Consider the following 18,682-nt stretch of genomic DNA (forward strand, 5'->3'; position numbering starts at 1 on the left):
TATCCTCTAAAACAGCCAATAAGCCATATTTTAAAATAGGTTAAGATCAGCTTATAGACCGTTATCGCTCTGAGCACGTATATTAATAGAGATTAATATACAATTATTCGGAGGAGATCATCTTATGAGTAAAGCGGAGTTTACAGCCGCGCAAGGCGGTTCCGTATGGACGCCTGATTTGGGCGACGGCACTTTTCAAAATCCTATTGTACACGCCGATTATTCGGACCCTGATGTTATTCGGGTAGGCGCTGATTTCTATATGACAGCCTCTAGCTTCTCCCACGTACCTGGATTGCCAATTTTGCATTCCAAGGACTTGGTCAACTGGACTATTATCAGCTATGCAATCGATCGGCTGGTTCTGCCTGGATACGAGCTTCCCCAGCATGGTAAAGGAGTATGGGCCCCGAGTCTTCGTTATCACGACGGGAAATTCTGGATCTATTTTGGCGCGCCTGATGAAGGCATCTATATGACCACCGCTGTAGATCCTCGCGGACCGTGGACGCCTCTGCATAGAGTCAAAGAAGTGAAAGGCTGGATTGATACATGCCCATTATGGGATGAAGATGGACAAGCTTACCTGGTGCATGCGTTTGCTCACAGCCGCAGCGGAATCAAGCATAAGCTGCAGGTTTGTAAAATGAGTCAAGACGGCAAAACACTTCTGGATGATGGAGTCATCGTGTTTGATGGAACGGTTAGCCATCCAACCTTGGAAGGACCCAAAATATATAAGCGCAACGGCTATTATTATTTGTTTGCGCCTGCAGGTGGAGTCCCTACCGGATGGCAATTAATTTTGCGCTCCCGAAGCATTTATGGCCCCTACGAGGAGAAAATTGTGCTCCACCAAGGAGACTCTATTATTAACGGACCGCATCAAGGCGGTTGGGTAGAGCTGGAATCAGGCGAGTCCTGGTTTATTCATTTCCAGGACAAGGAAGCTTATGGGCGTATTGCTCACCTTCAGCCAGTTCAATGGGTTGATGATTGGCCGTTAATGGGTGTCGATACTAACGGCGATGGAATAGGCGAGCCTGTGCTGCGGGCTACCAAGCCGGATGTTGGAGGAAGCTGGCCTGTTGCTGTGCCTGCCACAACGGATCATTTTGATAGTGACAGGCTTGGTTTGCAATGGCAATGGCAGGCGAATCCTCAAGATAATTGGTATTCGCTTAAGGAGAAGCCAGGTTATCTGCGCCTGCATGCTTCCGCCCTGCCTGATGGTGTTGACACGCTCTATGGCGCACCGCAGCTGCTGATGCAGAAGTTCCCAGCCGAAGTTTTTACCGTAACAGCCAAGGCTGAGCTTCACGCGGTGCATTCTGCTGAGCAAGCAGGTCTGATAGTGTTCGGATACACCTATGGAAGCCTGTCGCTGCAGCAATCGGACGAAGGCATGAGGGTAGTCATGCTGCTAGGCGAAGCTGTCAATGATTCCGTTAATGAGCAGGTAGAGGCTAGTGTACTATTGAACATCGCATCGGGACCGATTTATTTGAGGGTTGCTGTAACGGAAAATGCCAATTGCCAGTTCAGCTACAGTACAGACGGTGAGGAGTTCCAGTCGATCGGATCGAGCTTTAAAGCTCGCGAAGGCAGATGGGTCGGTGCCAAAGTGGGCCTTTATGCACTAGGTGGTCTAGGCAGCAAGGAAGCTGAAGCTGCTTCTGTAGGTTACGCAGATTTCGATTGGATTGTTTTTGAATAATTAAATGCTCGTCAAACGGGGCTGTCCCAAAAGTCATTTTGAGACACCCCCTCCACCATTTTATCCTGAATAGATGGTTGCAAAAGAGCCCTCAATTCCACTTTAGTTGAAGGCTTTTTTGCATATTCTTGTGTATTCTTAGTGATGAATAAGATGAGGTCGCTTTCCAGCGCGTACTCATCGCGGGTATCGGGTTCGTGGTTCGTGGCATGGTTCGGTTACGGCATTGCATGGCAGTCTGGCGCACTCCGTGCAATTATCAGGAAAATGTCAAGTTAGTTACTCCGAAAATAGCGTTCCAAGACTTATAGCTGGAATTCCTCATGCTAATTCTACGTATTTTGGCTGATATCCACCATTTCACCTATATTAGAGTTAGTTTTTCCAGTTAGATTGATTTCAAGCGATATCCAAGCTGGATTAGCGTTACAATTTCCATCTATTTTCTTTCCTTCTGAAGCGGCCCCGACAAATCATGGTCTCCTCTAGATTGAAAGCAGCCGTCCCATCACTTAAGTAACATCCAAAAAGCGGCCGGACTCATTTTTCGATTTTCGAACCCCCACTCTGATGGGGATTTCCCTACAAAAAAGACGCTTCCATTTCCGCTTACATGGTGGTTATGGAGGCGTCTTTGTACATAGTTTGGGACTGATTCATTCACTGATACCCTTTTGGGACAGCCTCTTTTTTGCAGAACAGACGTAATGTACGGAAGGTCTTGGAGGACTCGATCATAGCTTTTCACCATTTCTATGGAATAGGTATAAATTAATAAAGCATTTGTTAACCTATTTGACAGAAGGAAGGGCATTTCTTCTTGACAAAGCAAAGACTGTAACCGATAATACATATGAATACATGCTCATATGTTATTTAATAATTAATGCCTATAAGGTATTTGATCCAGGGAGGCAAGTCTTATGCATAATCATCATTCCAATGATTCTCATCATGGACACACACATGGACATGAACATAATCATGTTCACGGGCATAGCCATCATCAACATCTTCCGTCATCGGAAGGGAATCGCAAAGGATTAACAATTGCATTGATAATCACGGCAAGTATTATGCTTCTTGAGTTTTTCGGAGGAATTGTCACCAATAGTCTTGCCTTGTTGTCCGATTCAGGACATATGCTTAGCGATGCCGCATCCTTGCTGCTAAGTCTGATAGCCATAGGGTTTGCTTCACGACCTGCCTCACCTAGCAAAACCTTCGGTTACCTCAGGTTCGAAATTCTTGCTGCATTGTTTAATGGCGTTACCTTGTTTGCAGTTGCGATTTTTATCATGTGGGAAGCCTACCACCGATTCCTTCAGCCCCCAGTTGTAGCAAGCGGATCCATGATGATAATAGCGGCAGTTGGCTTATTAGCTAATTTGGCAAGCGCTTGGTCCCTTATGCGTAAGGGAGATGTGAAAAATAACATGAACCTTCGCAGCGCCTACCTTCATATCATAAGCGATGCTTTAGGATCAATTGGAGCCATAATAGCTGGATTGTTAATGCTGGCATTTTCCTGGTATATTGCTGACCCCATAATTAGTGTCATCGTGTCCTTGCTCATCTTGAAAAGCGCATGGGGAGTCATTAAGCACAGCATCCATATATTGATGGAAGGCACTCCTTCCTCACTGAATCAGGATGCTGTGAGGGAGGCTCTAGAGGGAATTGCAGGGGTTGTTGATGTACATGATCTTCATATTTGGACGATTACTTCGGGGTTGGACTCGTTAAGCTGTCACTTACTGATAGAGGATAATCAAGACAGTCAACATATATTGCAGCAAGCTATTCAACAGTTGGAGGAGCGTTTTCAAATTCAACATGCAACGATTCAAGTTGAGACATCAAGAATCCATCATCAACCGCTAAAAGTATAGTGCAATATATGTTGAGAATGAGCATTATCTGGCAAAAAACGTTCGGAAACATCTCACTTTTTACTGTAAGATAAAAAGTGAGATGAACGCTTATTCTAATAAATTGCGCATGCGTCATAAGCAATCATCGGCTGCTCGCCCAAATTGGAGGAGGAATTGAAATGACAGCATTCGGTTGGTGTTTACCTATTGAACATGCCGGTGAATTAAATGAATACGGTTACGATTATATCGAATGTATGCTTGCCCCCTTATTAACCAAAAACGAAGAAGATTTTAAGAAAGCGCTGCCACTTTACATAAACAGTCCATTGCCTGTAAAAGCGTGGAATGTATTGTTTCCCCGTGAAATTAAAGTAGTTGGACCTGAAGCTAATGATGAAGTTACAAAGAGATATATAAGCAGAGCTGTGGAAACGATGGAAAAGGTAGGATCTTCGATCTTTGTTTTTGGCAGCGGAGGCTCCCGCTCTGTACCTGAGGGCTGGGACCTTAATCGCGCAGAAGAGCAGTTGCTGAATCTGTTGAATTGGTTTGCCGATGAATGCGAAGGGACGAAGCTCACTCTAGCCATTGAGCCGTTGAACAGGAAAGAGAGCAATATTATTAACAGTGTCAATGATGGAGTGCACTTGGCTAAGCAAATTAATCGTTCGTCCATTCGAGTGTTGGCAGACTTTTACCATATGGACGAGGAACAGGAGCCACTTGATACGCTTGTTGCGAATAAAGATTGGTTGGCTCATATTCATGTTGCGGATACAGGCAGACTTGCCCCTGGTACGGGGCAATATCCGTATGAGAACTTTATTGCGCAGCTTAAAGCTGCAAACTACACGGGTTTGATATCAGCTGAATGCACGCTTATTGACCGTGAGAAGGAATTGCCTCAAGCGCTTCAATTCTTACAGCGTCATTGGGGATGATAGTTAGATACTTAGATCAGAGAGACCATGCCAAGACATGGTCTCTTTTTGGTTATATAGAATGTTTCGGGGCTCCCCGCAAAGTATCTGAATCAACTTCGAAGCAAGACCCCACTTTGTGGGGATTTTTTAAGCTTTAAGATTGTGGCTTGTTTTGGGAAGGCTGCTCGGCTTCATATTCTTCGGCGAATTCCTCTAGCGATGTGATATGTTCGTGAGGGTGCTGCGTTTGCTTACGGATCTTGTCTTCATTTTCAGCGCGGTTTTTGGATTGGCTCATGGGGATACCCTTCTCTCATAAGAAATAGAAGCTTGAGCTTCATATCCTAGAATGACTTCCTTGAGCGAAAATTATGTACTTTTATTTGAAGAATAGCTGCTCTTGCTTTTAGGCCGATGTTAACTCTATAAAAAAACAAATGGAACCGTCACTGCTGCCTGGCAGGTTAAGGTTCCATTTGTTTTTATGTTTGTGCTGCAGTTTTTCTCTTCGTTCTGCAAGGGTTGGTGTCTTTCTTTCCACAGGAATAACACCATTCCAACCTAATCGGTTTATCTCGGGGTTTAACTTACCTTGCTTCTGCCACTTGCTTCTTTGCTTCTTTGCCTTGCTTTGAGCCATAGTAAAGGCCTCCTCGTTGTTTAAAATGGATTTGTTTTAATTATACGCGAAATTATTCAAAACTGCATCAAGTGAATAGTTTGACAGATTTGAAACAAAATGCAGGAACGGTTGTTTTCCCCATGTTGTTTTGGTAACCTAGGAGAAGATTATGTTCGATTCGATTATATAAATGCAGGAGTGTGCACGATGTCCTACGATTTTTATTACTGGTTTATCATGAGCGCTGCCTTTATTATTACTAATGGCTTAGGTGTAGGGCTTATGCTCAAAACGCAAAAGCTGCTGTTATCCACTCTTGTTTCCCTTATCGTCAATTTGGCGATTTTTGTGATTGCTGGTATTTGGTGGGCCAGTCTGTTTGAAGGCTTTGCACGAATGTTTGGACTATTCGGATTTGGAATAGCTTTCGTTAATATTGAAGTATTGTTGTTTTTCGGTCTTTTTATTATGAAGAAGAAATCAACCCCACCGGTTCAGTAGTGTATATAAGCTTTTGGAAAGTCTGTGGTCCCATGGGAGCAGGCTTTTTCTTATTGCCGAAAACTCCCGCATCTTAGGATGGGGAGTCGTTAGATAACATGATAGTGGGCTAGTAGTAGGAATTAGAAGCTTTGTGCAGCTACAGCAGCTTGTTTCAAGCCTTCTTCGATAAGGGCTTGGGATTTGTCAGGGAATTGGTTATGACCTTCAATGACTACAGTAGTAACATCCTGGATGCCCATGAAGCCCATGATAACTTTGACATAATTCAATGACATTTCGACAGCCGCAGCAGGGCCTTCGGAATATACGCCGCCTCTTGCATTAAGCAAAGCGACTTTTTTATCAGGCTGCAAACCTTGAGGACCTTGAGCTGTGTAAGTAAAAGTTTTGCCTGCTTGAACAACATAGAATAAGTAAGTCAACAGCTGTGCAGGAATCGTGAAATTCCATAATGGAAATGCTAACACTACTTTGTCGGCAGCAAGGAATTGATCTAAGTATTTATTAACATTAGCAGCTTTTTGCTGTTCTTGCTCGTTCAACTCAAATCCTTTACCTAGCTTGAATAATCCGTTCAAAGTGTCAACATCATAGTATGGAAGCTCTTCAGCGAATAAATCAAGCTCCACGATAGTATCCCCAGGATGCGATTCTTTATATTGATCCAAAAAAGTATGATACAATTTAACACTTGTAGATTGTTCGACAGGACGGCCATTGGCTTTAATAAATAATACATTAGACATAAAATAAATTCCTCCACAACTATTTTTATAATATCAACTCACTATACGTAAGTATAATAGTTCATTAACTTACTTTTGTCAAGCAACTTATAATGTCGTTGAGCAGAGTGAATGATGCAGGTTAGGCCACAAAGCTGAGAAAAAAATAAAGAGCAAAACGGGATATCCGTTTTGCTCCATGAGGTAATGTATTAACGAGATTGAGAATGAAACATACGCTCCCGGGCATCCCAACGAAAATTTGCGATAAAGAAACCAAGAATTCCAAAAACAACGAGTCTAATATATAACCAGGATGTTGTAAATGTTTGCTGAGTCATCCACTCCATACCCGTAAATAGTGCTGCTAGTATGATTCCCCAGGTTACTACACCGTAAAACATCACATATTTCGATTTGCCCATCATTCTTCTCTTGCCCCATTTTTTTGCTTGCTCGGCAGTCATCTTACTCATTGTAGGTTGTTCCTCCCGCATAAAATTACATGATCAAACATTCGCTGCCAAGCAGTTAAAGTCCTTCCTGTCCTCAAATTGTTCACAACTAAAGGGTCCATATTGCACAACATGACGAAGAGCACCATCACTCCATTTGCAGGAATAAAGCGCTTTGGCATACAATATTTGGGGGTATTAAATGAGTATGCCGTAATCATTGCGCTTTTATACACAAATAAATGAATAATTTATGTTACAATGATTGGTAAAAAACAGACTGGGGAGGCATTATAAATAAATGAGCAAGGTGCTGTTGTTTTTCTTGTTAACTTGGCTGACAGGAAGTCCCATTGTGGCGATACTTGTTCTGCTGGTTATTTTTTATGCGCTGGACCGACGTTTTATTGGTCTCACTCCTAATATTTTAAAACCACTTCAGAGAGCAAGAAAGCTATCCAGATTGCGCCAGGAGCTGCGCTTGAGTCCTCATCAAAACTCATCAAAGCTGGAATTGGCAAGGGTATTAATGGAACGCAAGCAATATGTGGAAGCAGCAGAGCTGCTGGAGCAGGTTGCTTCTGTTATTGATGATTCTGCTGAGGTTCGAGCGGAGCTTGGCTTATGCAGGCTGAAGCTAGGCCAATTGGAGCCGGGAGAGCAATTGCTGCTGGAGGCAGTTGAAATGAACCCGCGGGTCAAATATGGAGAGCCTTATTTGCGATTAGCCGAGGCATGGGCAGATCAGAATCCAACGAAGGCCATAGCTTATTTAGAGCAGTTCAAGGAAGTAAATTCATCCTCCTGCGAGGCCTATTACCGTTTGGGTCAGCTGTATGAACGTTTGGGACGCAAAGAAGAAGCCCGCGGAGCTTACCGTGACGCGATTGAGCTGTACCGCGGGCTGCCCAAATATAAGCGCCGTTTTGAGCGTAAATGGGCATTACTAGCCCGTTTCAAGCAATTTAGTTGATCTGCTGCAATGGAGTTAATACACGATCAGGAGTGAAAGGCGTAAGGTTGATTCCAGTCGGTTCCTCCATTACTAGCTGCTTGATCAATAACCCTGTTGCGGGTGCAAGCAGAATGCCATTGCGATAATGACCAGCTGCCATGATTAAGCCTGGTATGGTTTCAAAGCGGCCAATATACGGGAGGTCATCAGGTGTGCCTGGACGCAGACCGGCCCAAGTGCTGACGAACTCAGCTTGCTCGAGTTCGGGCAGCAGCTTGGTAGCCGCGGTGTGGAGCGTGCCGATAACGGAGGCTTGGCAGCGTTTGTCGTAACCGCATTCCTCCTGAGTTGCTCCTATGATCATACTGCCATCCTGCTTAGGTACGATGTAGCAGCCTTTTGTAAAGACAGTGCTGCTTATTACAGGCGCAGCCGTTCTTAAAGAGATGCATTGGCCTTTAACTGGAAATAACGAGAGCTTCAACCCGAACGGTTCGGTCAAGGCGGACGACCAGGCTCCAGAAGCAATGATAACCTGATCGGCCAATAGTTCGCCTTCAGCCGTCCGGACGCCTTGGATTCGTCCATTGCGTTCAATTAGGCCAAACGCTGGCGTCCACTCGCGAATATCACAGCCTAGCTTATGTATGCTTGCTTGAAGAGCCAGCGCCAGATGAACCGGATGTACCTGATGATCCTGCTGGAAGCTTAGCCCTCCTCGTATTTCATGAGATAAGCAGGGCTCTATTGCGCGCATTTCCTTTGCGGTGAGCCATTCCGCATTGTGAATCCACGGCAGGCGGCTCAACAGCTCCAGCTCATCCTCCTCGGTTAGTGCGGCCCTAAGTATTCCTTTATCTATGTATTGCGGAGAAATTCCGCCGGTTTCTAATAGATCTTCCGTCCAATTGCGGTACAGCTGCTGACTCCATTTGCAAAGATCGTAGAATGCACCGGGATGATGAATTTCTACCTGTGCTCCCAGCATACCTGCAGCTGCTGTGGAAGCTTCTTTGTTGAGTGCGCCTTTATCTATAAGGGTGCACTTTATACCTGCTCGCAATAACTCAAATGCTATGCTGCAGCCAATAATGCCTCCCCCGATAATTAGCGCGGTTCTGTTGCTGCTATTCAATGGTAACTCCTCCTAAGAGCTTCGCTTTAGTAATGTTTATTTCATAAGGCTATGCTTTGGAATATGCCTGGTTTGTCCCAGCATTTCATGAAATCTAACCAGCTGACCTGCTGGATCGTGATGCAGCAGGATCCGGGAGAGCACGGCTATGCCTGAGCATCCCGTGGACAGCACTTCATCGACATTGTCCGGTTCGATTCCGCCGATAGCTATTACCGGTATGGAACAGGCATCGACTACTTCACTCAAAGCAGCGATGCCGCGGGGCGGCAAGCCGGGCTTGGAGCTCGAGTCGAAGATATGTCCATACAGGACATAATCGGCGCCCTGCTGGGCAGCGGCAGCGGCTTCCTCAGCCGAGTGCACGGAGCAGCCAATGCGTACGCTGGCAGGCAATATACGCCGGCTCTGAGTTATACTAAGGCTGTTATAGGCGAGCTGGACCCCGGGTGCGCCTACGGCCAAAGCCGCATCAAGCCGATCGTTCATATAAATAGCTGTAGAATCAAATAATGGCTGCAATGTATGATACCAGTCGGTAAGCTCCCTGGCGCCGCATTGTTTTTCCCTCAGATGCAAGACATCAATGAGATGTGTAGGGATTTGAGTGGCAATAGCTGCCACTTCGGTCGGCTTCTGCTTACCGGTCGTTATGACATGCAGCTCGTGCTTCTTCATTACAAGCACACTTCCTTAATTAATTTTATGAAATAACAGATCAATAGTTTCATCATAGCGCAGCCTGTTAAGACCGTCAAAGCGTTTGCCCAAGTTGTCATAAAAAAATCAAGAAACAGTGAACTTGACGGTAGTATTAGGGATAGATACACTGGAATGAGTAAGTTTGGGAAAGGTCAGGAAAGGGAGCTTAAGAAAATGGGACAAATATATAAAGCGTTAACGATAGCCGGTTCAGACAGCGGAGGTGGAGCCGGTATTCAAGCGGATCTCAAAACATTTCAAATGCTGGAGGTTTACGGGATGTCGGCTATTACGGCAGTTACATCCCAGAACACATTAGGTGTAAACGGTATTTATGATATCCCGTTAGAAGGAATTGAAGGGCAGATAAATTCGGTTGTGAGCGATATCGGAGTAGATGCGGTAAAAACAGGCATGCTGTCACAGCCCGCAGTAATCGAATTAGTAGCTGAACAGGTAATTAAGCATAAGATTACGAAGCTGGTAGTTGATCCTGTGATGATAGCGAAGGGCGGAGCAAGCTTGTTAGCTGATAACGCACAGGATGCTCTGCGCAGCAGACTGCTGCCGTTAGCTTCAGTGGTAACGCCGAATATTCCAGAAGCAGAAGTGATTACAGGCATGCAAATAACTTCGATCCATGATATGAAGGAAGCAGCTCTCAGAATCGTACAGCAATTTGGTGCCGGAGCTGCTGTTGTAAAAGGCGGGCATAGCAGCGGGGAACCAACAGACGTATTGTACGATGGTGAGCAGTTTCATTTACTTACAGCGTCGCGGTATGAAACTCGTCATACCCATGGAACTGGTTGTACTTTTTCTGCTGCTATTACAGCGGAGCTTGCCAAAGGAAGCAGTCTGTTTGATGCTGTGCAAACGGCCAAACGTTTTATTACGCTAGCTATCCGTTATGAGTTGGGGATTGGCGGGGGGCATGGACCAACCAATCATTGGGCTTATTGGCGGCATGGTAATATGAAGGAGTCTATGGAATCATGACAGCTAAATTAAGTTATGAATATTTAAGTCAGGCCGCTTTATTGATTGTACTTGTCATTCTAAGTTTTCCAGCCATCATATTATGGTCCAGATGGAAGAAGAAGAAACGGAGATAACGCCCATGTATTATGTGAATCACGAGCAAGTGGAGCTGCGATTGCAATTTATACCTACGTTGTCAGAGTCATGTGAACGATTAGCTGCCCAGTGGGAGAGCACCTCTGAAAGTGATCGCTTGCTGCTGCATTTTGCTCAAGAACGTACGCTGCATCTGGCGATTGAAACGGTAACGGATATCGGAAGTCTCTTGATCGACGCCTTTATGATGCGAGATGCCAGCAGCTATGAGGATATTATTGAAATTCTTCAGGGCGAAGGTGTATTCGAACATAGCCTTGGAGCCATTTTGCGCCAGCTTGTTCAGCTTCGTAAGCCGCTCGTTCAGGATTTTACTGTTTTCCCAAGGGAGAGTCTGCATCCTTTAATCTGTGAATTGCCCAACGCACTCACTTCTTTTGCTGAGGCAGTGCCTGTATTTATTCGCAAGGAAATGGTGTGAATTCAGGAAATACAACGTTTATTACGAGCAGAAGCTTGTTAGCATTTTCCTATAATAGTATTTTTGATACATTTTAGTATATTAATTTACTTATAGTTGATATTCGTATACAATAGCTGTAATAACTTGCTTATCAGTCTGTTCTGATCGATGCAAGGTTTGTTTGAAAAGGCGGTGAAAGGACCAGATGAACCAGGAGATGGATGTATCCACGCGAAAAGTCATATTGACCATGTTGAAGACACAGGGCTCTCTTACCGTTAGCGACATGGCCAAGCAGCTAGGCATAACGGAGATGGCAGTTCGGAGACATTTGAACACGCTGGAACGTGATGGTCTGATCGAAGCGAAGCTGGTACGGCAGGCGATGGGGCGGCCGACCAATCTGTACTCGTTGACCGAACAGGCAGACGAGCTATTTCCTAAGAAATATCATCATTTGACTTTGGATTTATTGGGCGAATTGGTTTCTGAAGCGGGAGAGCAGCAGGTTGAGCGCTTATTCGAGCGCCGTAAGGAGCGAATGGTTCAACGCTACGAAGAACAGATGCAAGGGAAGCCGCTGGAAGAAAGAGTAAAAACTTTGGCTGACATTCAAAACTCCAACGGGTATATGGTAGATTGGGCCGCAACAAAAGAAGGACATTTTGTCATTAATGAACATAATTGTCCGATTTCTCAAGTTGCCAATCAATATAATCATGCTTGCCAATGTGAGCTAATGATGTTCAAAAGCCTTCTCAACGCCGATGTCGAGCGCACGGAATGCCTGGTCAAGGGCGGTATTAAATGCTCCTATATTATTCAAGAAAAATAAAACCATCTCTACGCAGCATGCGTCGACGATGGTTTTTTATAATATCAGACTTTATAAGTTTTCAGCGGAGCTGAACAAGTCTGATATTGCAAGAAAAGCAACCGCTAAGACACGAATGTATCTTCATCGAGAGGGCTTCGAATAGAAGCTTTTCTTATTTGAAGCCGCTAAGCTTAAATTTTGCTAAATTCCTTCACCTGAGTGCCTTTAATCTGTTCAAAATGATCCTTGTATTCCACATGATTGATTTCACAACCTGGACCAATGTTAATGCGATTGCCGCGAACAACCTTTGCCGTTGTATATTCGAGATAAATATCGTCACCTTCTATAGTATCGACGTTCAGGCGGTCTTCAAAGCCGGGAATAAATAAAGAATGAATGATCTTGTGGAGGCTAAGCGCCAATCCGGTACGTTTGACACTGATTGTTTCACCGCCAATTTCTCTTACTTTGCACGGGCCAAACAATTGAATATCTATTTTTCCGGCATTAAGCATACCACTAATTAGAAAGCTGCCTTTGTATAAAAATGTTTCTGCGGCACAATCTCTCTGCACCTTCAATTCACCGCCGATTTCCAACAGGTCGCCTGTCAGATTACCGCCAATTTCTGATTTTCCTTGCAGTTTGAGGGACCTGACGGCAACATCGCCCCCAATATCTGACTGACCGTTAACATTTAATTGTTCAGCTTCAACATTTCCTTCTATTCGGGCAATACCGTTCACTTTAATGACCTTGGATTTCACATTGCCCTGGGTGCGTGAGCTTCCATTGGTTTTGAATTCGCTGCTCTCGATATCTCCCGAAATAGTTCCTTCTCCGTTGATTTTTACATTATCGAATATACCGCCGGCGGTGCTGCCGCTTCCAGAAATAATAAGATCGCCTCGAATATCATTGTTTGTCATATCCTATTCCTCCATCAGTTCATTTTAAATTTTAATTCTTCCATACAGTTGGACAAAAGCAGTCGGGCAACGACTCGAATATTAGGCTCGAAATAAACATTTGCAGGAACTTCGGCTAATAAAAAAGTAGAGAAGCCCATTTTCCGGATAAAAATTAACTCGCCGTTGTTTCCCTGCAGCTTGGGATAATGTTCATTCATAACCTGCAGCAGCAGAAAGCCCTCATCAAGACTAATTTCACCGGTGTGAAGCATTTTATCAAAAATAAAGAGCTGTAAAATGCGTTCAAAGTCAAAAGAATCTGAATGGCCTTGGCGCTCACAATAAAATTCAAGGCTATTCGATGAAACAATGTTACGTTCTATTATCTCCTGTTTGGTAAGAGAAATTTCCGCAGCATTTGGTGATAATAAGTTAGCCAATTCATCCAGCGATAAATCGTCCTTCATATTTTTTATTTTATCGATCCGTCCAAGTATTTTGTCCTTAGGAAAAAAGGTTTCCTGTCCGGTGAAAGCAGATTTTCTTATAAACCAGTCTTCGGGAATTAAATTTTTTCGTTTCCAACGATATAGCTGACCATAAGAGAGGCCTGTCAATTCGAGCAGTTCCTTTTTTGATATTAATTGAGTTTCCATACATCGATACCTCCTGGTGAAAACAGTGTAACATAACATTGTTACGTTGTAAATAATGCATTGTAGCTTTTTTCATGTGAAACTAGAGCTGAAAACATATCAAGGCTTGTATTATAAGAAAAGCTTCTGATCGAAGCTCTTTCGATGAAGATACATCCGTGTCTAAGCGGCGGCTTTTCTTGCAATATTTGAAGGTGAACCTCCGGTTCGACTTCTACTTTGTAATATTATAAAAAAGCGCCTATCCTCTAGGGATAGACGCTCCATCTGTTGTATTTATTCAAACTCTTGCATTTGCCACTAGTCGTGATGCTTTATCTTTAACCCAACCGTAATTGCCGGCTGAGATCTCCTTCAGATTGACCAGAGATCCTCCGATTCCAACGCCGTGACATCCCGCTTGAATAAATTGCGCGATATTGTCCTCGCTAACTCCTCCTACAGCAACCATTGGGATATGGTTAAGGGGTCCTTGTAGCTCTTTTATGTATCCTATGCCGAGACTTGCGCCAGGGAAAATTTTTACTGCTGTCGCGCCGGCTTTCCACGCCTTCACAATTTCGGTAGGAGTCATCGCACCAGGAAATATAGGAATTCCTTGCTCGGCCGCATAGCGGATCACATCTTCATCAATATTAGGCGTTACCAAATATGAAGCACCAGCTTCAATAGCCTTTTTCGTATCGTCTATATCAAGCACAGTTCCTGCGCCTACATACATCTGTTCCCCAAATTGCTCCTGCAGCTGTGCAATCATCTTAGTAGCGCCAGGAGTGTTTAAAGTAATTTCCATGACTCGAACGCCACCGTCCAGCAATGCTTGAGCTACTCCGGTGATATGTTGCTCCTCCACACCACGTACAATGGCAATAATACGAGTTTGTTCAACTAACTGTAATCCTTGTTCCCGATTCATATATGCACCTCATCCCCAAGTTATAGATCTATTATGACATTCTTTTTGATCATTTCAAACAGTGACTCAACGATCTGACAAAAAAGTTAGGATAAATTCGGATAATCAGTGTCAAAATGATCACCTCCGACTTATAATGTACTATTCCATAGGCATTCGTCTAGGGCAGTTGCTTGTCGGGAGGGGGGAGGCACATGCTTTGGCAAATAGCAGTTCTTATTGTTTCGATAGCTGTAGTCGTTTTAATCGGATTTCTGATCCCAACGTTAATCGAGACTCGCAGGACCATCAAGGAAACTTATAGTACGCTCAGTCAGCTGCAAATGAAGCTCGAACAGACAGCGGTGGAATCGAAGCAGTTGATCCAATTAACTCAACAGGTAGTAGAGGACGTTCAAGAGAGAATCAAAGCTGCTAATGGTTTTGTAGAGGCAATGGAGCAGACAGGAGCAGCGGCCAGCCGTTTGTCCCAATCTGTAAAACTTGTTTCCCGTACTTTGTCGGATACGGTTACGGAGGCGAGCAGTACCCTTCATAGCAATAAAGATACGATGCGAGATATTTTAGAGCTTACTTCCATCAGCATGCAGCTATGGCAAAGGTGGCAGGACTCCAAATCCTCCAAAGCAAAAGCACAGACGAATGAACAACAATGAAGGAGATGAATGAAATGGCAGCGGATAAAAGAGGAAAAGATTTATTGATCGGAGCCGTTGTAGGTACATTATTAGGAGCTGTTACAGCGTTACTATTTGCCCCTAAATCGGGCCGTGAGCTGAGAGCTGATATCTCGGATGGAGTACACAATGTATCTGAGAAAACGCAGCAGGTAGCGGGGACAGTAGCTGACAAATCCAAGCAAATCGCTGGCACGATAAGTGATAAGACACAGCTTGCTGTACAAACGATCGGTCGCCAAACTTCAGAATGGGCGGGAAAAGCCAAGGAAACAGCTCTTTCTTGGAAAAACGGCAAGGCTGAGAACTTGGAATCCCTAGAAGCTCCAGTTGCCGCTACAGTTGTAGAAAGTGAAGAAAACGAAAAATAAGCTGGTTAACTTCATATGAAACAAAAGAAACAAGAAGCCTCTAGTTTTAGGAGGCTTCTTGTTTCTTTTGAAACGGATATTAACGACCTATTACCATTTGGAGGGGTCAATTTTACTAGGATCAAGCCCTTGCCAAATATTTCGGATGTCCGCTGATTTGGGGTTATCGAATACGAGCCATGCCGTAGGCAAGAAACGTTCGCCGTACTCACTGGATGGACGATTTATTATTTTATTATCATGTACCAGAACGGTGGAGGAACCTCCATCCAGATTTGCAGCTGTTACAGCTCCATGCTCCAGAAATATTTTTTGAATATCGAATAAGGTTGCGCCAATACTATGACCCGGTTTCCTGCCGTCTATGATTGCGAACATGATGGTGCCATCTTCCTTCTGTGCCATGGCTGTTCGAGGCGCGATACCCCAGCCGTCGGCCTGGTTCTTAATTTGACCGACGCCATTAACAATAAAGCGAGGTGCAAAGGTGACCGCTTCTTGAACACCCATCTGCAGAAGCTCCGTAGGCTTGTATTTGCCGGCAATCATACGTCCGTCTTTATCGATACCAACGATATGGTTTGCGGTATTCATCCCTCCATCATTATAAAAGATGGTGCCGCCTGATATTACAAGTCCGGTTGGTTGAAAGCCGTTGCCCATCCATTCCGGATCGACGAAACCTCCTGCGTTAACTCCTGCCTCCGCTCCAAGGCGTTTGACCATAGATGATACCTTTTCACCTTTTCCAGGCGCACCAGGAACTGCAATTCTTAGTTTCTTGGGGTCGTTCACTATCATTAAATGTCCTTTGAAATTGGTGCCTGATATCGGCTCGATCTCTACTAATGGCTTTTTTTCAACTGGCTTAACTGAATTATCCGGCTTGCTTACATGGACTAGCTGCTGATCCTTGACCTCAGCGAAGTTATCGAACTGCTGCCAATAACGATTAACACGTCTTTCCAATTCTTCTTGCCCGATTAAGTATGCCGCCCAATGCCGATGCTGTGTTGTAATTAAAGTGTCAGCCATCAAGAAGCGGAGATTGGAGCCGGAATTTGTCATAAAGAACCAAAAGCTGAATATCATTCCCATGAGTAGCAAAACACTTACCGTATACAAAAATAAGGTTAGAAGCGCAGATGATTTCTTTGTTTTTTTAAGTGATTGAGGTTTCGGTTTTGAACTGCCGCCAGTATTCGTATTCGGTGAAATTTGGGGTGCCATGAATTTTGTCCTTTCAAATGTCGGTAGCTTCATTGTTATAAACGTAAATAAGAGGAAAAAGTTTCAGTAAGCCACTGGACTTTTTCCTCTTATTTACATTAGGTACAGCTGTTTGTTTTCTTTGATCATAAGTTCAAATTCATGAGCAGGCATCGGCTTGCTAAAAACATAGCCTTGTACCTCATCACAGCCTTGATTAATAAGGAAGTCCAACTGCTCTTGAGTTTCCACACCTTCAGCCAATGATTTGATTTTCAATTGACGGGACATGGCGATTAAGGCTGTTACGATAGCCGCATTTTCTTCATCGACTGTTACATCGCGTATAAAGGATTGATCGATTTTTAAGGTGTGGACCCTAAACCGTTTCAAATAACTAAATGAAGAGTAGCCTGTTCCGAAATCATCAATGGAGATTCGAACTCCAAGTGCTCTCAGCTTTTGCATGGTGTCTATAATATAAGAGATATTAGTCATGGCGACGTTCTCGGTTATTTCCAAGCATAGAAGTTTAGGCTCCAAGCCGGTTTCCTCTAATGTCTTCTCTACAAGCTGAACAAATTGAGGCTGGTGAAATTGTATGGCGGAAATATTGACAGAGACACATAGGGGAGGATGCCCAATGTTCTGCCATTTTTTATTATTAAGACAGGATTGCTTTAGTACCCAATTACCAATTGGTATTATTAAACCGGTTTCCTCGGCAAGAGGGATGAACTCCGCAGGAGAGATCATGCCCCATTCAGGGTGAACCCAACGTATTAAAGATTCCATGCCATAAATTTTTCCATTGCTCAAATCTACAATTGGCTGATAAAATATGCGAAATTCGTCACGCTCCAGCGCTTTGCGAAGATGAATCTCCAAATTTAATCTATGCAAGGAACGTTTGTTCATTTCCGGTTGATAATAATGATACGAATTCCCACCTTTCTCTTTGGAGCGGTACATGGCAATGTCTGCGTTTTTCAATAAGGTTTTCACGTCAGTACTATCATGGGGGTATAGACTTATTCCTATGCTCGCTGTTACGAAGAGCTCCTGATTTTCAATGATGAAAGGTTCCCTTAATAACTCGGGGATTCCTTTGGCGAATTGGGCAGCTTCATCAATATGTGCAATATCTGATAGCAATATGATAAATTCATCGCCGCCGAAGCGAGCTACGATATCTTTTTCCTTCACATAGATCTGAAGCTTCTGGGCTAATAGCTGCAGCAATTGGTCGCCAACATGATGGCCCAGCGTGTCGTTAATGACTTTGAAGCGGTCAAGGTCGAAAAAAATAACGGCCATTTTACCACCGGTTTGTTCGGCATTTTCGAAGCTGGCTTTAAGCCTTTCATCAAAATGAAGGCGATTTGGTAAATTTGTCAATGAGTCGTGATAAGCCATATGAACAATTTTTTGTTCGGCACGTTTGCGTTCATTGACTGCACGAATAGTAGCATAGGATCGAAGAAGCTGTTCATCCTTCGTTTCACTAATAATTTTGGCAAACAGCTCGTCTTGTTCAGCTTGATCTTGTTGAGTGTTGCTAGGATCAGTAGTTTCCATTATTTGCATAACATTATAAATATGATCCTTATGTATTCGGGCGGCGGAAGCGGTTTTGGAATATTTGCGATCTTGCTTGTCGAGATAAACAATGCCTTTTTTAGAGTCATATTCACCGACATGGTTCATATTCACTAGGTTTGCGCTGTCCAGAAACCGGAATCCATCTTCAAATAACCATTCTTCCAAGTTATCAAATGAGAGATCCAGATAGTAGTGCTGGTCTTTTGTATGAATGACTATAGATCGGTCGCGGATTTGTTCGATTTTTATAACTTCGCTCGAATCAATAATAATAATCTCTGACCCTCTCTTGCCATCTCGAGTAACGGGAATTTTCTGCATAAAGACTCAGCTCCAAAGAGAAGGATTGAATCGGCTGCCAGGGG

21 protein-coding genes are annotated in these 18,682 nt (G+C 43.9%); 10 read left to right on the forward strand and 11 right to left on the reverse strand.

From position 1 onward, the window contains the following. Nucleotides 1–124 precede the first annotated feature (124 nt). From NV381_RS07360 to NV381_RS07370, 3 genes are all read left to right on the forward strand, one after another. Entirely contained in the window at nt 125–1,717 is a 1,593-nt protein-coding gene (locus NV381_RS07360) for a glycoside hydrolase 43 family protein (protein ID WP_258212620.1), read from the forward strand. Nucleotides 1,718–2,640: 923 nt separating this feature from the next. After that, nucleotides 2,641–3,609, forward strand: a complete 969-nt coding sequence (locus NV381_RS07365; protein ID WP_258212621.1) for a cation diffusion facilitator family transporter — start codon at nt 2,641–2,643, stop codon at nt 3,607–3,609. A 161-nt stretch (nt 3,610–3,770) separates the two neighbouring features. Then, nucleotides 3,771–4,535 carry a sugar phosphate isomerase/epimerase family protein gene (locus NV381_RS07370; RefSeq protein WP_258212622.1) on the forward strand — a complete coding sequence of 255 codons (765 nt, stop codon included), beginning with the start codon at nt 3,771–3,773 and terminating at the stop codon, nt 4,533–4,535. 136 nt (nt 4,536–4,671) lie between these two features. Here the strand turns inward: NV381_RS07370 and NV381_RS07375 are convergent, their stop codons facing one another. Both NV381_RS07375 and NV381_RS07380 read right to left on the reverse strand, forming a co-directional pair. Beyond that, nucleotides 4,672–4,815 (reverse strand): DUF6254 family protein, encoded by a 144-nt coding sequence (locus NV381_RS07375; RefSeq protein WP_258212623.1) that lies wholly within the window; start codon nt 4,813–4,815, stop codon nt 4,672–4,674. A gap of 108 nt (nt 4,816–4,923) precedes the next feature. Next, nucleotides 4,924–5,157, reverse strand: a complete 234-nt coding sequence (locus NV381_RS07380) for a hypothetical protein (protein WP_258212624.1) — start codon at nt 5,155–5,157, stop codon at nt 4,924–4,926. 189 nt (nt 5,158–5,346) lie between these two features. On the opposite strand from NV381_RS07380, the gene NV381_RS07385 reads away from it, so the two are divergent. After that, nucleotides 5,347–5,640: a hypothetical protein gene (locus tag NV381_RS07385; protein ID WP_258212625.1), complete on the forward strand. Its 294-nt coding sequence runs from the start codon at nt 5,347–5,349 to the stop codon at nt 5,638–5,640. A gap of 122 nt (nt 5,641–5,762) precedes the next feature. On the opposite strand, the gene NV381_RS07390 is transcribed toward NV381_RS07385, so the two are convergent. Both NV381_RS07390 and NV381_RS07395 read right to left on the reverse strand, forming a co-directional pair. Beyond that, nucleotides 5,763–6,389 carry an FMN-dependent NADH-azoreductase gene (locus NV381_RS07390; protein WP_258212626.1) on the reverse strand — a complete coding sequence of 209 codons (627 nt, stop codon included), beginning with the start codon at nt 6,387–6,389 and terminating at the stop codon, nt 5,763–5,765. A gap of 191 nt (nt 6,390–6,580) precedes the next feature. Continuing rightward, entirely contained in the window at nt 6,581–6,844 is a 264-nt protein-coding gene (locus tag NV381_RS07395) for a hypothetical protein (protein WP_258212627.1), read from the reverse strand. Nucleotides 6,845–7,124: 280 nt separating this feature from the next. Here NV381_RS07395 and NV381_RS07400 point away from each other — a divergent pair, with 280 nt between their 5' ends. After that, nucleotides 7,125–7,796: a tetratricopeptide repeat protein gene (locus NV381_RS07400; RefSeq protein ID WP_258212628.1), complete on the forward strand. Its 672-nt coding sequence runs from the start codon at nt 7,125–7,127 to the stop codon at nt 7,794–7,796. On the opposite strand, the gene thiO is transcribed toward NV381_RS07400, so the two are convergent. Together thiO and NV381_RS07410 are read right to left on the reverse strand one after the other, a co-directional pair. Next, nucleotides 7,789–8,913, reverse strand: coding sequence for a glycine oxidase ThiO (gene thiO / locus NV381_RS07405; protein WP_258212629.1), 1,125 nt, complete (start codon nt 8,911–8,913; stop codon nt 7,789–7,791). The genes NV381_RS07400 and thiO overlap by 8 nt on opposite strands. A gap of 36 nt (nt 8,914–8,949) precedes the next feature. Continuing rightward, a complete protein-coding gene (locus NV381_RS07410) occupies nt 8,950–9,591 on the reverse strand; it encodes a thiamine phosphate synthase (RefSeq protein WP_258212630.1) in 642 nt (213 codons plus the stop codon). Nucleotides 9,592–9,789: 198 nt separating this feature from the next. Here NV381_RS07410 and thiD point away from each other — a divergent pair, with 198 nt between their 5' ends. From thiD to NV381_RS07425, 3 genes are all read left to right on the forward strand, one after another. After that, a complete protein-coding gene (thiD, locus tag NV381_RS07415; RefSeq protein ID WP_258212631.1) occupies nt 9,790–10,614 on the forward strand; it encodes a bifunctional hydroxymethylpyrimidine kinase/phosphomethylpyrimidine kinase in 825 nt (274 codons plus the stop codon). A 121-nt stretch (nt 10,615–10,735) separates the two neighbouring features. Continuing rightward, entirely contained in the window at nt 10,736–11,173 is a 438-nt protein-coding gene (locus NV381_RS07420; RefSeq protein ID WP_258212632.1) for a DUF86 domain-containing protein, read from the forward strand. Nucleotides 11,174–11,360: 187 nt separating this feature from the next. Further along, nucleotides 11,361–11,990 (forward strand): helix-turn-helix transcriptional regulator, encoded by a 630-nt coding sequence (locus NV381_RS07425; protein WP_258212633.1) that lies wholly within the window; start codon nt 11,361–11,363, stop codon nt 11,988–11,990. 173 nt (nt 11,991–12,163) lie between these two features. Here NV381_RS07425 and NV381_RS07430 read toward each other — a convergent pair whose 3' ends face one another. From NV381_RS07430 to NV381_RS07440, 3 genes are all read right to left on the reverse strand, one after another. After that, complete coding sequence (locus NV381_RS07430; protein ID WP_258212634.1) at nt 12,164–12,904, reverse strand: polymer-forming cytoskeletal protein; 741 nt, start codon at nt 12,902–12,904, stop codon at nt 12,164–12,166. Between the two features lie 14 nt (nt 12,905–12,918). Next, a complete protein-coding gene (locus tag NV381_RS07435; protein WP_258212635.1) occupies nt 12,919–13,542 on the reverse strand; it encodes a YhbD family protein in 624 nt (207 codons plus the stop codon). A 280-nt stretch (nt 13,543–13,822) separates the two neighbouring features. Beyond that, entirely contained in the window at nt 13,823–14,458 is a 636-nt protein-coding gene (locus NV381_RS07440; protein WP_258212636.1) for a bifunctional 4-hydroxy-2-oxoglutarate aldolase/2-dehydro-3-deoxy-phosphogluconate aldolase, read from the reverse strand. A gap of 194 nt (nt 14,459–14,652) precedes the next feature. Here NV381_RS07440 and NV381_RS07445 point away from each other — a divergent pair, with 194 nt between their 5' ends. Together NV381_RS07445 and NV381_RS07450 are read left to right on the forward strand one after the other, a co-directional pair. Next, complete coding sequence (locus NV381_RS07445) at nt 14,653–15,114, forward strand: DUF948 domain-containing protein (protein ID WP_258212637.1); 462 nt, start codon at nt 14,653–14,655, stop codon at nt 15,112–15,114. A gap of 14 nt (nt 15,115–15,128) precedes the next feature. Continuing rightward, nucleotides 15,129–15,506, forward strand: a complete 378-nt coding sequence (locus NV381_RS07450) for a YtxH domain-containing protein (protein WP_258212638.1) — start codon at nt 15,129–15,131, stop codon at nt 15,504–15,506. A 90-nt stretch (nt 15,507–15,596) separates the two neighbouring features. On the opposite strand, the gene NV381_RS07455 is transcribed toward NV381_RS07450, so the two are convergent. Next, entirely contained in the window at nt 15,597–16,736 is a 1,140-nt protein-coding gene (locus NV381_RS07455; RefSeq protein ID WP_419182249.1) for a phosphodiester glycosidase family protein, read from the reverse strand. Nucleotides 16,737–16,829: 93 nt separating this feature from the next. After that, complete coding sequence (locus NV381_RS07460; protein WP_258212639.1) at nt 16,830–18,638, reverse strand: EAL domain-containing protein; 1,809 nt, start codon at nt 18,636–18,638, stop codon at nt 16,830–16,832. Nucleotides 18,639–18,682: the final 44 nt, after the last annotated feature.

Origin of the sequence: Paenibacillus radicis (ex Xue et al. 2023), from assembly GCF_024722015.1 — a bacterium.
Taxonomy (GTDB): Bacteria; Bacillota; Bacilli; order Paenibacillales; family NBRC-103111; genus Paenibacillus_S.

Excerpts from the sequence above, each read along its gene's own strand:
- NV381_RS07360 (WP_258212620.1), top strand. The coding sequence starts at position 125 with ATGAGTAAAGCGGAGTTTACAGCCGCGCAAGGCGGTTCCGTATGGACG.
- NV381_RS07365 (WP_258212621.1), top strand. The coding sequence starts at position 2,641 with ATGCATAATCATCATTCCAATGATTCTCATCATGGACACACACATGGA.
- NV381_RS07370 (WP_258212622.1), top strand. The coding sequence starts at position 3,771 with ATGACAGCATTCGGTTGGTGTTTACCTATTGAACATGCCGGTGAATTA.
- NV381_RS07375 (WP_258212623.1), bottom strand. The coding sequence starts at position 4,815 with ATGAGCCAATCCAAAAACCGCGCTGAAAATGAAGACAAGATCCGTAAG.
- NV381_RS07380 (WP_258212624.1), bottom strand. The coding sequence starts at position 5,157 with ATGGCTCAAAGCAAGGCAAAGAAGCAAAGAAGCAAGTGGCAGAAGCAA.
- NV381_RS07385 (WP_258212625.1), top strand. The coding sequence starts at position 5,347 with ATGTCCTACGATTTTTATTACTGGTTTATCATGAGCGCTGCCTTTATT.
- NV381_RS07390 (WP_258212626.1), bottom strand. The coding sequence starts at position 6,389 with ATGTCTAATGTATTATTTATTAAAGCCAATGGCCGTCCTGTCGAACAA.
- NV381_RS07395 (WP_258212627.1), bottom strand. The coding sequence starts at position 6,844 with ATGAGTAAGATGACTGCCGAGCAAGCAAAAAAATGGGGCAAGAGAAGA.
- NV381_RS07400 (WP_258212628.1), top strand. The coding sequence starts at position 7,125 with ATGAGCAAGGTGCTGTTGTTTTTCTTGTTAACTTGGCTGACAGGAAGT.
- NV381_RS07410 (WP_258212630.1), bottom strand. The coding sequence starts at position 9,591 with ATGAAGAAGCACGAGCTGCATGTCATAACGACCGGTAAGCAGAAGCCG.
- thiD (WP_258212631.1), top strand. The coding sequence starts at position 9,790 with ATGGGACAAATATATAAAGCGTTAACGATAGCCGGTTCAGACAGCGGA.
- NV381_RS07420 (WP_258212632.1), top strand. The coding sequence starts at position 10,736 with ATGTATTATGTGAATCACGAGCAAGTGGAGCTGCGATTGCAATTTATA.
- NV381_RS07425 (WP_258212633.1), top strand. The coding sequence starts at position 11,361 with ATGAACCAGGAGATGGATGTATCCACGCGAAAAGTCATATTGACCATG.
- NV381_RS07430 (WP_258212634.1), bottom strand. The coding sequence starts at position 12,904 with ATGACAAACAATGATATTCGAGGCGATCTTATTATTTCTGGAAGCGGC.
- NV381_RS07435 (WP_258212635.1), bottom strand. The coding sequence starts at position 13,542 with ATGGAAACTCAATTAATATCAAAAAAGGAACTGCTCGAATTGACAGGC.
- NV381_RS07440 (WP_258212636.1), bottom strand. The coding sequence starts at position 14,458 with ATGAATCGGGAACAAGGATTACAGTTAGTTGAACAAACTCGTATTATT.
- NV381_RS07445 (WP_258212637.1), top strand. The coding sequence starts at position 14,653 with ATGCTTTGGCAAATAGCAGTTCTTATTGTTTCGATAGCTGTAGTCGTT.
- NV381_RS07450 (WP_258212638.1), top strand. The coding sequence starts at position 15,129 with ATGGCAGCGGATAAAAGAGGAAAAGATTTATTGATCGGAGCCGTTGTA.
- NV381_RS07455 (WP_419182249.1), bottom strand. The coding sequence starts at position 16,736 with ATGGCACCCCAAATTTCACCGAATACGAATACTGGCGGCAGTTCAAAA.
- NV381_RS07460 (WP_258212639.1), bottom strand. The coding sequence starts at position 18,638 with ATGCAGAAAATTCCCGTTACTCGAGATGGCAAGAGAGGGTCAGAGATT.